Raw genomic sequence first — 16,043 nt, 5'->3', positions numbered from 1 at the left:
CTCTGATTCATGTGAAACAGTCAAGCAAGAACAGGCACTCCAATAAAGGTGGTGCCTGTTCTTTGGTTTTATTTATGATTGTCTGTATAAACAGCCATAGCATCACGCATAAATTTAGCCAAGCCATTACCGAACTGGTCAATGTTTTTGGTGAAGCGTTCATCTTCTACATACATTTGCCCTAATCCTTTAAACGCATCGAGAGAATAATCCCCCATCTTATTTAATAGTAGATACCACTTTTCGATCACAGCTTGGGATTGTTCGGCTTCTGGTGCCAAGTCCCTTAGAGAAGCAAGTTCCCTATAAATATCATTCATTTCTTCTCCTAGCGCTTGCTGTTCCTTCTTCGTCATATTCCCTATTTTTTGATTTGAAGCATCAATTGCTTCATCTCCCCAGCGTTCTCTTGCTTCCTGTTCATAAGGATTCCTGCTGAAGTCAAAGCCTTCGAACTTTTCCTCATTGCTCATCGTAATTTCTCCCTTCGTATACTGTATCGTCTTCTCGATGGATGCAATCATCTTGTCGAGCCGCAGCCTTCTCTCCAACAGCATTTTCCGTTGTAGTTCCAATGCTTCCTGCCGGTTGAAAGAAGGGTCGTTGATGATTTCTTTAATTTTTTTCAACGGAAAGCCTAATTCTTTATAAAAAAGGATTTGCTGCAGCTTCTCTAAGTCATTATCCGAATATATCCGGTAGCCGCTTGTTGATAAAGCATCGGGCTCAAGCAGCCCTATTTCGTCGTAATGATGCAGTGTGCGCACACTGATACCGACAATGTCAGCAACTTGTTTGACAGTCATGGCCATTGGTTCAACCTCCCTTCACTGATTACTTTAAGCTATCACGTAACGTGAGAGTCAATCTTTTATTTATATTTTAGAGCAAAAGTTGATGAGACTGATAAACTGTTATTCCCCAAGTCTTCATCATCATGCTTTAGACCCGTAGTAATTGTTTTTCCATAGCCATTGCTCTTATAATACATGTATAGCAATAGTTGCGGGGCGATGGAAAATGAATGCTAATACAGAGTCAATTAATATTATAAGAGTTTGTCTTTTGGCTGGGAAAATTATGCTGCAAAGTGGAGCGGAGACACATCGGGTCGAGGATACGATGCAGCGGATGGCAGGATCGTTTGGTATTGATACTTCCCAAAGCTATGTTACGCCGACAGGAATTATCTTTTCGATAGACGGGACAGAACCAACCAATTTTCTAAGAATATCGGAGCGGTCGACGGACTTACATAAAGTGGCGGTCGTCAATAATATTTCAAGGAAAATCAGCAGCGGAGTGCTGTCTATAACCGAAGCTGAGGAGAAACTTCAACAGGTTGAAGGCAACAGCCCTACATACTCCCTGTTTTTTCAGGCAGTTGCAGCAGCTCTGGTAAGTGGCTGTTTTGCTATTATGTTTAAAGGGAGCTGGCCTGATTTCGTGCCGGCAATGGCGGCTGGTGCTGCTGGGTTTATTGCCATGGTCCGTTTTCACGAGTGGGTGGAAATTCGTTTTTTTGCTGAGTTTCTGGCTTCATTGATTATAGGTCTTGTCTCGATTTTATTCATTCAGGTCGGTATTGGCGCAGAGATGGATAAGATCATCATTGGAGCTGTAATGCCGCTTGTCCCCGGCTTACTCATCACGAACGCGGTCAGGGATCTCATGGCCGGCCATTTGGTTGCCGGTTTGTCCAAAGGGGCTGAAGCATTGTTGACTGCTTTTGCGATTGGCGCAGGGATAGCTGCCGGAATTTCATTTTTATGATAGAAGGGTTTGTCTTTTATGGGTGAACAGCTGATAACAAGCTTTATCGCAGCAGCAGGATTTGGGGTGCTATTTAATGCACCGCGTAACTCTTTGGTTCAATGCGGACTTGTCGGCATGCTTGGCTGGGTATTATATTTTGGGCTGGCAGCCGAGGGAACGGATACAGTTCCGGCAACACTGGCTGGTGCTTTTCTTGTGGGAGGTCTAAGTCAGGTTTGTGCCAAATACTATAAAACACCAGTCATCATTTTTAATGTTTCCGGTATTATCCCGTTAGTGCCTGGGGGGCTTGCTTATGACGCAATGAGGAATTTTGTCGAAAACGATTATAACTTGGCTGTTCAGCTCGCTGTTAAAGCTGCCTTGATTTCAGGGGCGATCGCTATCGGTCTCGTTTTTTCTGAAGTGATCAACCAAATCATTCGAAAAGCCGGCAGGACGCGTGCGATAAAGTAACTTGAAGTAAATGGATGTCTGTTTTTAATTATTCTTATAGTAGGAGGAGCTAGGATGATACATAATCAACTTAAATCATTTCCTGAAAACTTTTTATGGGGAGCTGCCTCGGCAGCCTATCAAATTGAAGGGGCTTGGAACGAAGCAGGTAAAACGCCATCCATCTGGGATGAATACGTAAGGATACCAGGCAAGACATATAAAGGTACGAATGGCGACGTTGCCGTTGACCATTATCACCGCTGGCAGGAGGATGTTCAACTGATGGCCGAAATGGGGTTGAAGGCCTATCGCTTTTCTGTTTCCTGGCCGCGTGTGATTAAGAATGGGAACGGGGAGATAAACGAGGAAGGCCTTGATTTTTATGATCGGCTCGTCGATGAACTGATCAAACATGACATTGAACCAATCGTCACTTTATATCATTGGGACTTACCGCAGGCGCTGCAGGACCAATACGGCGGCTGGGAATCGCGGAAAGTGATTGATGATTTTCACCGTTACAGCATTACGCTGTTTAAGCGTCTTGGCGACAGGGTCAAGTATTGGGTCAGCCTTAATGAACAAAATATCTTCATCACCCTCGGCTACCAGCTGGCACTGCATCCCCCTGGAGTAAAAGACAGAAAGCGGATGTACCAGGCAAACCATCATGCCAGCCTTGCCAACGCCAAAGTAATTGCCGACTTTCATCAGTATGTTCCAAACGGCAAAATCGGCCCCAGCTTTGCTTATAGTCCTGCCTATCCATCCACTTCCCACCCGGAAAATATTCTGGCTGCCGAGAATGCAGAGGAGTTTCTTAGCAGCTGGTGGATGGATGTATATGCATGGGGCAAATATCCGGAAGCTGCCTGGAACTACCTGGAGAAAAATGGGCTTGCACCGGAATTGGCAGCTGGCGACCTTGAATTGCTTGCTAAAGGTAAGCCGGACTTTATGGGCCTCAATTACTATAAGTCGACTACCTATGAAAGAAATCCCCTGGAAGGGGGAGTAGGTGAAGGCGGAATGAACACCTCCGGTAAAAAGGGGACAACACCTGAAACGGGCATTCCCGGATTATACAAAACAAAGAAAAATCCTAACTTAGAAGCTACCAATTGGGATTGGGAAATAGATTCTGTCGGTTTGCGTATTGGTATGAGAAGGATAACCAGCCGTTATGGATTGCCAATATTGATCAGCGAAAATGGATTAGGCGAATTTGATAAACTGGAAGAAAATGACGTTATCAATGATGATTACCGGATTGATTATATCAAAGGCCATTTGCAGGAGTGCCAGCAAGCGATCGCGGATGGCGTGGATTTGCTGGGTTACTGTGTATGGTCGTTTACTGATTTGCTGAGCTGGTTGAACGGCTATCAAAAACGCTACGGTTTTGTGTATGTCAACCGGGATGAAGAAGGGGAAAAAGATTTGCGAAGGATGAAGAAAAAAAGCTTTTCATGGTACAAACAAGTCATTGCCGAAAATGGTAAAACGCTTCAAGGCGACTGATTTCACAAGGAAAAGGGACCTTGCTTAAGGTCCCTTTCTGTTGGCAATGTTGGCAGGAAGAGGTGAAGCTCATGGATTTTATTGGTGTCCTGATTCCAATATTCGGCGTGTTTGCGCTTGGCTTTATCGGGCAAAAGGTTTGGAAATTCGATATCAAGCCCATTTCGACTGTGGCTATATACTTAATGTCCCCCTTTTTGGCATTTCGAACATTCTATGTAAATGAAATAACGATGGACTATCTCTATTTAGGTATTTATTTAGCAGTACTCTGTGCTGTATCGATTGCCATTTGTTATCTATTAGGTTTCTTGAATCGCTGGGATACAAATACTACGAGTGGTTTCATCCTTTCATCTGCTTTTATGAATAACGGCAATTATGGAGCACCGCTAGTGTTGTTGATTTTCGGAGAAACGGGCTTTCATTACGCGGTCATTTTGATGGTAATGCAGCAGTTGATCATGTGTACAGTAGGCATCTATTACGCTGCTAAGGGAGGAGAAAACGGTGGGCGAAAGGTTTCACCCTTGAAAGAAGTGGCGAAGGTGCCGATCGTTTATGGAGCAATCTTAGGGCTGATACTTAATGTCGTTCAAATAAATATTAGCGGCCAAGTGGAAACGGCAGTGAGTATGGTCGCAGATGCTACGATTCCGACCGTTATGATTGTGTTAGGAATGCAGCTGGCCAATATTACTTTAAAGAAGTTAGATTACAGCAAACTGTCGGCTGCACTCTCGATAAAATTAGCAGTTGCTCCGTTGATTGCTTTTGTTATAACACTATTTCTCCCGGTAGATGATATGGTCAAAGATATTATGATACTGACCGCGGCAACACCGACCGCTGCCAATACGACGATTTACGCTCTGCAATTCGATACAAAACCAGCGTTTGTCTCAAGTACCACTTTGCTTAGTACGCTGCTAAGCATACTGACAATACCGCTGCTCATGCTGCTAATCCTATAATTGAGGCAGTCATCCACCTCTATGTCCGAGCACCCTTGTGCCGGATGTATAGGTGGTTTTTTTGCTGACAGAATTAAGGAATAATGCTTTTTGTCAAAAATTCACAGCTTGAAATAAGCAGTTATGTTCACAATAGAGATAATAGCTTTCTGAAAATGGAGTGAGGTAATTTGTCTCATGATTGTATCATTATTGGTGGAGGAATAGCGGGTCTTCAGGCGGCAATCCAAATGGGGCGCTACCAGGACAGTGTAGTCGTGATTGACGCGGAAAATGGCCGTTCTAATTTATGCCGCTGTTATCACAATGTCATCGGCTGGCCGGACGGGATAAGTGGACAACAACTAAGAAATATTGGCAAAAGACAGGCGGAACAGCTCGGTGTCCAGTTTGTCAAAGACAAGGCGACCAAAGTTATCAAAAAACCAGCAGACGATGGCTTTTCGGTTGAGACAGCAAGTCAGCAATTTCAAGGAAAGGCCCTTTTGATTGCTACAGGAGTGATGGACCGATTGCCTGCCTTTGATTCCCTGCTGCCTTGTTTAGGGATCAGTGCTTATATTTGCCCTGATTGTGATGGTTATGAAGTGCTTGATAAGAAGGTCATTGTGATTGGTTCTGGGAAAGCAGGAGCAGGAATGGCGCTCGCTCTGACAAACTGGACCAATCAGATTATCTTTATAAATCATGAACGGGAACCGATTCCTGCTAATCTGCAGGAAAAACTTCATAAGAAACAAATTGTCTGTATAAACAAAGAAATCGAGAAGATAGAGACTTCAGGAGAACAATTCAAGGGCGTTTATCTTACTGATGGTGAAATGCTGAGAGCAAATCATGCCTTTATCGCAATGGGTGGCAATGAAGTACGATCCCGGCTCGCCGAACAGCTTGGTGTCGAACTTTATAAAAACAAGCACATTCTCGTCGACCCCAGAACCAAGATGACAAATATTGAAAATGTGTTTGCTGCCGGGGATATTGTCGCCCATTCAGAACAAGTGACGATAGCGATGGGAGATGGCATGCAGGCGGCCATTTGGATCCATAAAAAAATAAAGCAGCAGCACTGAGACTGGCTGTCCCGGATGGGGGCAGCCTTTTTTTATATAAGGAATAGTGTTTTTGGCTTGAATATTCGACTCTGCAAGGAGTCTCTCTGCTGGAGCTTATGTCCTCGATGACTCATCTGCAGAAAGCAGGTTAAAAATGTAAGCGATTAATTATTTCCGTTGTGCAACGGAAAAACAATGTGTGTTAATGAAAGCGTTTGTAACCTAGAATGAAATTAGCTTCAACAGCAACCATCATGCTTATTAGGAGGAATTAAGAATGAAACATATACTACTAGCTTGTTCCGCGGGAATGTCCACTAGTTTACTAGTATCAAAAATGAAAGAAGCAGCCGAGGCCAAAGGCATCGATGCTGAAATATGGGCAGTTGCCCAAGATAAAGCACCAAAAGAAATGGAAAGAGCAGATGTGCTTTTGATTGGACCGCAAATGCGTTTTATGAAGAAAAAGTTTTCCAAAACTGCTGAAGAAGTCGGTATTCCGCTGGATGTTATCGATCCAATGGCATATGGAAGAGTTGATGGGGAAGCAGTGTTAAATAAAGCGTTAGAATTAATCGGTGAATAAATTATCTACAGTAAAAATCAAGCCCGTATGCTGGATATTTATTTATGGTCGGGCTGTTTAAAGAAAAGGGGAGGAAAAGAATGAACAGATTTATGGAGGTTTTAGAAAATATTCTAATGCCGATAGCGGATAAGCTAAATAACAACCGCTATTTGACCGCTTTACGTAACGGTTTCATGGTAGCTTTGCCATTTATCATTTTTGGTTCTATTTTCGTTGTTATTGCCAATTTTCCATTTTTGGATAAATGGATCAGTGAGGATGCCTATGCTGCCTATCAAGCCGCTTTAGGCCCAGCTTCTGCTTCGACACTTAGTATCATGGGCTTATTTGTCATCCTCGGGATTGGTTATAAATTAACGGAGCATTATGGCGGAGAAGCCATTTATGGCGGCGCTGTTGCCCTTGCATCATTTTTAATCCTGACTCCGCAAGTAATCGATTTTGTAACTTCTGCAGATGTTACTGAAGAAGTAGGAGGCGTTATTCCAACCGCAAGTTTAGGTGCGGAAGGTATGTTCCTCGGTATTTTCACAGCATTTATTGCTGCCGAACTTTACCGTTTCTTTGTCCAAAAGGACTGGACAATCAAAATGCCGGCAGGTGTTCCGGATGCTGTGTCACGTTCATTTAGCGCACTTATTCCAATTACAATGACATTGTCTACTTTCTTAGTCGTCCGAATCATCTTCAGCTATACACCATTCGGCACTGTACAAGATTTCATCTATACGCTAATCCAGGAGCCATTAACCGCTCTAGGAAGCGGGTTGCCTGCTACATTGGTTGCTGTTTTACTTATTCAGTTATTCTGGTTCTTCGGATTACACGGACAAATCATTGTCAACTCAGTATTTGATCCAATTTGGTATGCATTAAACAATCAGAACCTGGAAGCCTTCAATGCTGGCCAAGAGCTTCCTAACATCGTTACAAAACAATTTATCGACACATTTATCGTAGGTATCGGCGGTTCTGGTATGACTCTCGCAGTTATTATTGGAATCTTCCTCATCGGCCGAAGCCGTCAATTGAAAGAGTTAGGCAAACTAGGTGCGCCAGCAGGTATCTTTAATGTGAACGAACCAATCATTTTTGGACTGCCAATTATCATGAATCCACTGGTAATTATCCCTTGGCTGATCGCCCCAGTAGTAGTAACGTTTATTACTTACTTTACGATGGCTGGAGGACTTGTACCATATCCAAATGGCGTTATTGTCCCTTGGACGACACCAGCTGTATTAAGCGGTTTTCTCGCTACCGGGAACGCCTGGCAGGGCGGTGTCCTGCAATTAGTAAATATCGCCGTCGTGTTCGTTATTTGGTGGCCATTCTTGAAGATTATGGATAAACAATATTATGAAAACGAGCAATCAGCTGAAAATGAAAGAAACGAAAGCACGAATATGTAACTAACTTGAGACTTAGAGGTGAAATTACCTATGGATAACATTACAGAAATTGCATTTCAGATCATCCTGTACGCAGGAAATGGTAAATCCAGCGCAATGGAAGCCATTCAAGAGGCTAAGGAAGGAAACTTTGAAGAAGCCGACCGTCTCATTGAAGAAGCCGGTGCTGAATTAGGAAAAGCTCATGGGTACCAAACGAAGCTGCTGCAAGAAGAAGCAAGCGGTGAAGGAACTTCTGTGAATGTGATTCTTGTCCATTCACAGGATCACCTCATGACCTCTATGACTGTAAGAGATCTGGCAATTGAAATTATAGAAATTTATCGACTCAAATAATTGGAGGTATAATATATGTCTGTTCAGTTTAAGTTTCCCGATGGTTTTTGGTGGGGAAGCGCCACGTCAGCTACCCAAATTGAAGGGGCTGCCGACAAGGGAGGAAAAGGTAAAAACATTTGGGATGAATGGTATGCGGTAGAGCCAAATCGCTTTTTTGAAGGAGTAGGGCCGCAAACGACTTCCGGTTTCTATGATAAATACAAAGAAGACGTACAATTGATGAAGCAAATCGGCCATAATACGTTCCGCCTGTCTATTTCCTGGTCAAGGTTGATCCCGGGAGGCAGAGGTGAAGTCAACCAGGAGGCGGCAGCTTTTTATAACAATGTCATTGACGAATTAATAGCGAATGATATCGAACCATTTGTAAATCTATATCACTTCGATATGCCGTTGGAATTACAAAATGAAGGCGGATGGGAGAGCAGAGCAGTCGTCGACGCCTATGCAGACTATGCAAGGGAAGCATTTAAGTTGTTCGGCGACCGTGTCGGCAAATGGTTTACCTTCAACGAACCGATTGTACCCGTAGAAGGCGGTTATCTATATGATTTCCACTATCCGAATGTGGTAGATGCCAAGCGTGCTGCCCAAGTAGGTTATCATACGATGGTTGCTCATGCTAAAGCAGTCGAAGTATTTCGATCCCTTGATATGAAGGGTGCTCAAATTGGAATCATTTTAAATCTGACTCCTTCTTATCCAAGAAGCCAAAACCCGGCAGATTTAAAGGCATCTCGGATTGCCGACCTATTCTTTAATAGGAGCTTCCTCGATCCTTCGGTATTGGGTGAATATCCACAAGAACTAATCGATATATTAGAAGAACATGGTCAGCTGCCGGTAACAGAACCTGGGGACGGCCAACTAATCAAAAGCAATACAGTTGACCTGCTTGGCGTTAATTATTATCAGCCAAGACGGGTAAAGGCAAAAGAAACACTTCCTAATCCATATAGTCCGTTTATGCCGGAATGGTTCTTTGATCATTATGAAATGCCTGGAAGAAAAATGAATAAATATCGTGGTTGGGAAATCTACGAAAAAGGTATTTATGATATTATGATGAATCTGAAAGAGAACTATGGCAATATCGAATCCTTTATTTCGGAAAACGGGATGGGCGTGCAGGATGAAGATCGATTTATCAAGGATGGCCAAATTCAGGATGATTATCGTATTGAATTTATTAAAGGTCACTTGGAATGGCTTCATAAGGCCATTGAAGAAGGCGCCAATGCAAAAGGATATCACTTATGGTCCTTTATGGATAACTGGTCGTGGATGAACGCTTACAAGAATAGATACGGCTTCTTTTCCGTAGATATAGAAACGAAAGAAAGAACACCAAAGAAAAGCGCTGACTGGATCAAGCAGGTATCTGAAAATAACGGCTTTTGATCAACTTTTTGGCTGACTGATAGGGGTGCGGCGGGGAACATATGCCCCCTGCACTCCTATTTGTCTAGAGAAAATGTGATTTCCATCGCATTTTGTTGGCAGGTAGGAAAGTATAAAATCTTAACCTCCCTGCATAAGTGCAACTATGTCTTTAACGTTGCCAAAAGGCTCATTAATCGAGAAGTTTTCTTAATGGAAGCTTAAAATCATAGGGAGGCGTGGGATAATGACAGGGATAAAAGTAGTGACGATAGGTGGAGGGTCCAGTTATACACCAGAGCTTGTAGAGGGATTTATTAATAGGTATGATGAGCTGCCGATTAGAGAGCTATGGCTGGTAGATATACCGGAGGGTGAAGAAAAATTAGAGACAGTTGGAGCATTGGCAAAAAGAATGACAGTTAAAGCCGGTGTGCCGATGGATATTAAGCTTTCTTTAGACCGAAGGGAAGCGCTGGCAGGTGCAGATTTTGTCACTACGCAGGTTCGTGTCGGTTTATTGGACGCCAGGGCCAAAGATGAAAGAATACCACTAAAATATGGGGTTATTGGCCAGGAAACTAACGGCCCAGGGGGCTTGTTTAAAGGATTGCGTACGATTCCAGTTATCTTGGATATTTGCAAGGATATGGAAGAACTATGCCCCGATGCCTGGCTGATCAATTTTTCTAATCCAGCCGGTATGGTAACCGAAGCCGTTCTAAGATACAGCAATATTAATAAAACGGTCGGTCTGTGTAATGTGCCGATCGGTATGCGGATGAGTGTAGCAGAAATGCTGGAGGTCGCTCCGGAGAGAGTACACATTGATTTCGCCGGACTCAACCACATGGTATTTGGGCTAAATGTTTATTTAGACGGCCAATCAGTAACAAATCAGGTATTGGATAAGCTGACCAGCGGAGAAAGCATGACGATGAAAAACATCGTCGATCTAGGCTGGGAGCCAGATTTTATAAAGGCATTACAAATACTTCCCTGCCCGTATCACCGGTATTATTATCAAACGGCCACAATGCTTGAACAGGAGCAGCAGGATTTAAGCGAGAAAGGAACCCGTGCAGAGGTGGTTCAACAATTGGAAAAAGATTTGTTCAGCTTGTACAGCGATCCAGACCTTTCCAATAAACCGCCCCAGCTTGAGGAGCGCGGAGGCGCTTATTACAGCGATGCCGCCTGCAGTTTGATTCATTCAATTTATAATGACAAACGGGATATCCAGCCTGTAAATACAAGGAACAATGGAGCGATTGCCGGGATTCCGGATGACTCTGCAGTGGAAGTCAACTGTGTGATTACGAAAGAAGGTCCGAAGCCAATCCACGTCGGTGAGCTGCCAATAGCTGTAAGAGGACTTGTCCAGCAAATCAAGTCATTTGAACGGACGGCAGCAGAGGCCGCGGTAACGGGAGATTACCATCAAGCCTTATTAGCGATGACCATCAACCCTTTGGTGCCTTCAGATACAGTTGCCAAGCAAATACTCGATGAAATGCTGGAAGCCCACAGACGTTATTTACCGCAGTTTTTTAAAATCGTAGTATAATGAAGAAAAACAAAAAATGAATAAAGTGATATTCCTTATATATACTGAGTAAATCAGCTGAGAGGTTCTGATTAATATCAGAGCCTTTTATTCGTGGAAGGACTTACAATGAAACAGCAGCACAAGGTAGTGAGAGAGGAGGCGATATGATGAACTTCCGAATGATGACTATACTACGTGAATTGATGGCAGCGCGTTCTCCTTTGACGAGTGATTACCTGGCAAATATCAACCAAGTTACTTCACGGACAACAAGAGAAGATGTAAAGCTTCTTGATGCAGTGCTGTCTAAAAACGGAGCAGGTGTTGAATCGATAAGAGGGACTGGTTATAAACTGGTCATCGACGATGACCAGAATTTCCGCAAATACTTACAGGATGTACTTCAGGAGGAAGCGGAATACGAGACATCGATTCCCAGCCTGCCCGAGGAGCGGACAGCATATTTAATTAAAAGGTTACTGTTGGCGGAAGGCTATCTAAAGCTGGATGACCTTGCTGATGAAATGCATATTAGCAAATCGACGATTCAAAATGACCTGAAAAATGCCAAAAAAATCCTCAATAACTATGACATTACCCTAGAGGGCAGGCCCAATTACGGGCTGAAAGCGACTGGCAGTGAAGTGAAACTGCGTTTCTGCATGGCGGAGTATATTTTTGACCGCAGCGAAGAAGTAGGAGAAAGTCTACTTAATTCTCAACTGTCTTCCTTGGCAAAAGAAGATTTGTCATCCATTTGGAAAATTATTATGAATCAAATTAAAGAAAATGGAATCACCTTATCCGACATTGCTATTAATAATTTGTTTATCCATATTGCCATTGCTTATCAAAGAATTAAAAATGGTTATCACGTATCATTATATAACAAAGAGTTGGATGACATCCTCGACAAAAAAGAGTTTGAAGTGGCCAGGAAGATTGTAGAACGAGTCGAAGGCCGGCTGAATGTGACTTTTCCCCAGACAGAAATCGCCTATATTGCCATTCATTTACTCGGTACGAAAATGATCAACCAGACGAGCGTGGAAATCGAACAGGTAGTGGAGGATGATGTCTATCAGGTAGTGATGACCGCCCTTGATAGAATCGAAAACAAGCTGCGATTGGGGATTAAGCAGGACCAGGAGTTGATTATCAGTCTCGGACTTCACCTGAAGCCGGCAATCAACCGGTATAAATATGGAATGAATATAAGAAATCCAATGCTGGAAGACATCAAAACCAGTTATCCGCTGGCATTTGAAGCTGGAATCATTGCCGGTCTTGCTTTAGAGGACCATACCGGTGCGAAAATCGATGAAAATGAAATTGGTTATCTGGCGCTTCATATCGGCGCGGCAATTGAAAGGCAAAAAATCAAAACAGGTCCAAAACGCTGCCTGGTTGTTTGTGCTTCGGGGATGGGGAGTGCCCGATTACTATTTTATAAACTTAAATCCCAATTCGGTGAAAAATTGAATGTTGTCGATACGACAGAGTACTATAAATTGAATGCGGCCTCTTTCCACAACATTGATTTTGTCGTCAGTTCGATACCGATTCAGGAGGAACTTCCGGTTCCTGTCATCGTAGTCAATACTATTCTTGGCGATGCCGACTTGAAAAAAATAGAAGGCTTTGTCATCGATAATAAACAGAGTATATATGATTACTTCAGAAAAGAGCAAATGTTCCTTAACCAAAACTTTGAAACAAAAGAGGAGGTATTGGAATTTTTAGCCGACAAGCTGGCAGAAAGAGGTTTGGTGGAGGAAACCTTCCTGGAAGCAGTCTATGAGCGGGAAGCGGTGGCTCCTACGGCCTTCGGGAATTTAGTAGCCGTCCCGCATCCGATTACCCCGCAATCCAATCAAACTTTTTTGGCATTTTGCACTTTAAGGAAGCCAGTGTTGTGGGGCGAAAAGCGTGTCCAATTTGTCTGTTTACTCAGCGTGGAAAAAAACAGTACAGCTGATTTACAATCGATGTACGACTTGTTGGGAACTGTGATCGATGACGCCAGTCTTGTCCAAAAATTATTGAAGGTGCAATCTTATGAGGAATTTATTGATTTATTGGTCCAGTAAGAAAGAAAAGCATTCATCTTTTTAAGGATGAGTGCTTTATTGTATCCGCTTCTCCACTATAATAGGATTAATAATATAAAAAATAGGCAAGGGGAGATAAGAGGATGAAACTAGCCAGTTATACGTACAAAGATAAGCTTGGCGACGCCCGGATTGGCGCAGTTATTAATAATTCAATCATAGATTTGCAGGAGGCTTATCGGCACTTCAGTCATTCCAAGCATGGTACAGAGCAGGCGCACCATTTGCTGCCAAGCCGGCCGTCTGCGTTTTTTAAGGAAGGCCTGCCGGCAATTCAACGCGGCAAAGAAGCGATAGAATATGTAAAAATCCATCCTGTTGCCAACGCAGAATTCGCGCTCGATGAAGTAAAGCTGGAACAGCCTGTTCCTAATCCGTCAAAAATCATTTGCATCGGCACAAACTATGCCGACCACGTCAAGGAAATGAAAAGTGAATTACCTGAGTATCCGGTGTTATTCGCTAAATTTGCTAATGCATTGATAGGACCGGAAGACAGTATTGAAAAATCGCCTTTTACCGAAAAGTTAGATTATGAAGTGGAATTAGCGGTGGTAATCGGCAGAAAAGCTGCCCGGGTGAAAAAGCAGGATGTCCATCATTATATAGCAGGTTATACCATTGGCAATGATATATCGGCCCGCGATTTGCAAAAAAGGACTCCGCAATGGCTACAAGGAAAGACGTTAGACAACAGCACCCCTATCGGTCCATGGGTGGTGACAACGGATGAAGTTACTGCTCCCGGCCATCTGTCAATCAAGTCATACGTTAATGGTGAGGCAAGGCAGTCTTCCAATACTAGTCAGTTAATTTTCGATATACCTACGATTATTGAATTTATCTCCAGTTTGGTAACTCTTGAGCCGGGAGATATAATATTAACGGGGACGCCACATGGGGTTGGCTTCGCCATGGATCCTCCTCAATTTTTACAAGCCGGCGATCGGGTAACAATGGAGATTGAGAAGATTGGAACTATGGAAAATATCGTTAAGGCGATTACCGAATAAATCAAAAGATAAAAGAGGTTGGGACAAAAGTGTAGCGACCAAAGCAAAAATCGAACGATTTTCTTTTCTAATGCTTCATTTAACCTGCTGACCCACTGGAGTATATGTATTCTGCCAGCGCTGATGGGCTGTTCTTACTACCTTGCAAGATGACCGATGCGGAAATACACTACGCTTTCCGCGGGCGGCTGGTGAGCCTCCTCGAGCTAGCGCTCTGCGGGGTCTCACCGAGGCCTTCCTCCCGCAGGAGTCTTCGTGGATTTCCTTCTCTGAAAGCCTGCGTCCTGTTTTCAGCAGTATACAAATACTTATGATTTGCTTTAGATCGCGGTGTACTAAAGCTTATCCGCTAAATGCATGAAGAAACACCTACTGTTACATCCCCATATATTTTCCACTCAAATGCTTGAAAATAGTTTTTTAAAGCTTCATAGCAAGTAATGTATGTTATGTCCCAACCGCTCCTGGGCGAACAAAAAAAAGAGTGTTAATTTGTAATGGTGATTGCTTGTCTCCCCATTTGTACCCAGGCATTCTCAAAATTTTCTCTGTCGACTTTTTTATTTTTCCCGCCATAGGGATCGTTAATATAGACAAAATCCTCATCATAACCCGTCACAACTACACTATGAAGGGCAAAGGTAACCTCTACTTCTCCATTAGGTGTTTCCCATGCCTCAAAGCTGTTGACCGGCGCAAAAGAGGAAGTAGTAATGACCCATACAGGCTGCCCTTTATCTAGTGATTGATAGATTGCTTCGATTTCGCTGCCTGTTAAATCTATTGCCCTGTTGCCGACGTACTGCTTAGCCAACTCCCATACTGGTCCATGATAAACTCCCAATCCTGGCCCATCCGCCATATTGCCGACAAAACCATCGTTAGGATCTCCCTTTAATCCATTACCATAGTTCAATGGGACTGTCTCAATATTTTCTGCCAATTCATTTTTGCTGACTTCAATGCCATGATAATCGAGAATCATCGCCAGGCTGGTAACCTCGCAGCCGTTATACAGCCGCGGCGCTGCCATTTGCAGCATCAATGGGACGTCTAATGGCAGTTCAGCTTTTTCCTCAGGGATATCTATGCTAAACAGAGGAGCATCCTCGCCTTCCTCTTTTTTTATCAGGAAATCCAGCTGGTTTAGAAAAGCAGGTGTCGCATATATTTGATTATCGTATGTGATGACTTGTTGCATTCCAGTCGTTTGACTGAAAATCGCCTCCACTCGTTCTTGTTGATTACTGGCAGGAAGCTGAGAGAAATGATGCGTCTCCTCTTCTTGTGTCACTGTCGCTATTCGTAAGAAATGATCATAATCTATCTCCATGGTTCCCTCAAAAGCCAAAATAGGATCGACAGGAAGGTAATATTTCCCTTGCCTTCCTAATACATTGCTTCTAACTGGTTGGCCATTAATCTGGAAAGCAGCTTCTGTTTCTATAATTTTCGGGCTCTCCTGTGTCAGAGCCTTTACCTTTTTATCTGATGCTTTAGACTGTGATTCACCGATTATCCATAAAAATAAGGCTCCAGCCAAGCAGAAGGCAGGAACAAGGATTAGTATTTTTTTCAGCGTGATCAACTTCTTTCTGTCTAACTAAAAATGTATACTTTATTATAATACAAGAGTGATAGGATGAACATGTGCACAATTGCTTATAAAAAGACAAAAATTGAACAAAATTACAGGATGCAATTCGATTACATTAGTCTACTTAAACTTGCACCGACAGAATACTCAGCTTGCCGCGAGCACGGCTTCAGCCTCCTTGATAATAAAGATCTGCGAAGAGTACTGCCTGCCGAAGCGTTCCTTGTCCTCAGAAATAGGAACGGCTTCTAGGGGTCTTCAGACTCGTGCTATTCCCACTAGAGTCTAC

Annotated in this window: 14 protein-coding genes; 12 read left to right on the top strand and 2 right to left on the bottom strand. The window is 43.2% G+C overall.

All coding sequences use genetic code 11. From position 1 onward, the window contains the following. Positions 1-68: 68 nt before the first annotated feature. The gene (locus tag BLR93_RS10750; RefSeq protein ID WP_093214222.1) at positions 69-812 is read right to left on the bottom strand and encodes a MerR family transcriptional regulator; all 744 of its coding nucleotides are present in this window, start codon (positions 810-812) and stop codon (positions 69-71) included. 208 nt (positions 813-1,020) lie between these two features. Here BLR93_RS10750 and BLR93_RS10745 point away from each other — a divergent pair, with 208 nt between their 5' ends. From BLR93_RS10745 to BLR93_RS10690, 12 genes are all read left to right on the top strand, one after another. Continuing rightward, entirely contained in the window at positions 1,021-1,773 is a 753-nt protein-coding gene (locus BLR93_RS10745) for a threonine/serine exporter family protein (RefSeq protein ID WP_093214220.1), read from the top strand. A gap of 18 nt (positions 1,774-1,791) precedes the next feature. Further along, positions 1,792-2,232 carry a threonine/serine exporter family protein gene (locus BLR93_RS10740; RefSeq protein WP_093214217.1) on the top strand — a complete coding sequence of 147 codons (441 nt, stop codon included), beginning with the start codon at positions 1,792-1,794 and terminating at the stop codon, positions 2,230-2,232. Between the two features lie 54 nt (positions 2,233-2,286). After that, positions 2,287-3,735 (top strand): glycoside hydrolase family 1 protein, encoded by a 1,449-nt coding sequence (locus BLR93_RS10735; RefSeq protein ID WP_093214214.1) that lies wholly within the window; start codon positions 2,287-2,289, stop codon positions 3,733-3,735. Positions 3,736-3,806: 71 nt separating this feature from the next. Next, on the top strand, positions 3,807-4,709 hold the full coding sequence (locus BLR93_RS10730; protein ID WP_093214211.1) for an AEC family transporter: 903 nt from the start codon (positions 3,807-3,809) through the stop codon (positions 4,707-4,709). 170 nt (positions 4,710-4,879) lie between these two features. Then, positions 4,880-5,782 (top strand): NAD(P)/FAD-dependent oxidoreductase, encoded by a 903-nt coding sequence (locus BLR93_RS10725; RefSeq protein WP_093214208.1) that lies wholly within the window; start codon positions 4,880-4,882, stop codon positions 5,780-5,782. A gap of 259 nt (positions 5,783-6,041) precedes the next feature. Then, positions 6,042-6,350, top strand: a complete 309-nt coding sequence (locus BLR93_RS10720; RefSeq protein WP_093214205.1) for a PTS sugar transporter subunit IIB — start codon at positions 6,042-6,044, stop codon at positions 6,348-6,350. Between the two features lie 80 nt (positions 6,351-6,430). Next, on the top strand, positions 6,431-7,765 hold the full coding sequence (celB, locus tag BLR93_RS10715) for a PTS cellobiose transporter subunit IIC (protein ID WP_093214203.1): 1,335 nt from the start codon (positions 6,431-6,433) through the stop codon (positions 7,763-7,765). A 30-nt stretch (positions 7,766-7,795) separates the two neighbouring features. Continuing rightward, positions 7,796-8,101 (top strand): PTS sugar transporter subunit IIA, encoded by a 306-nt coding sequence (locus BLR93_RS10710; RefSeq protein WP_093214200.1) that lies wholly within the window; start codon positions 7,796-7,798, stop codon positions 8,099-8,101. 15 nt (positions 8,102-8,116) lie between these two features. After that, entirely contained in the window at positions 8,117-9,505 is a 1,389-nt protein-coding gene (locus BLR93_RS10705; protein ID WP_093214197.1) for a glycoside hydrolase family 1 protein, read from the top strand. Positions 9,506-9,731: 226 nt separating this feature from the next. Further along, entirely contained in the window at positions 9,732-11,051 is a 1,320-nt protein-coding gene (locus BLR93_RS10700) for a 6-phospho-beta-glucosidase (protein ID WP_093214195.1), read from the top strand. A gap of 149 nt (positions 11,052-11,200) precedes the next feature. Then, entirely contained in the window at positions 11,201-13,123 is a 1,923-nt protein-coding gene (locus tag BLR93_RS10695) for a BglG family transcription antiterminator (RefSeq protein ID WP_342720488.1), read from the top strand. A gap of 104 nt (positions 13,124-13,227) precedes the next feature. After that, on the top strand, positions 13,228-14,157 hold the full coding sequence (locus BLR93_RS10690; protein ID WP_093214191.1) for a fumarylacetoacetate hydrolase family protein: 930 nt from the start codon (positions 13,228-13,230) through the stop codon (positions 14,155-14,157). 487 nt (positions 14,158-14,644) lie between these two features. Here BLR93_RS10690 and BLR93_RS18505 read toward each other — a convergent pair whose 3' ends face one another. Further along, complete coding sequence (locus BLR93_RS18505; protein WP_425440935.1) at positions 14,645-15,745, bottom strand: C39 family peptidase; 1,101 nt, start codon at positions 15,743-15,745, stop codon at positions 14,645-14,647. Positions 15,746-16,043: the final 298 nt, after the last annotated feature.

Origin of the sequence: Sediminibacillus albus (assembly GCF_900101125.1) — a bacterium.
In the GTDB taxonomy this organism is placed as follows: domain Bacteria; phylum Bacillota; class Bacilli; order Bacillales; family Amphibacillaceae; genus Sediminibacillus; species Sediminibacillus albus.
The sequence above is the reverse complement of the archived record's forward strand: the minus strand, read 5'-3'. Positions and strand labels throughout refer to the sequence as shown.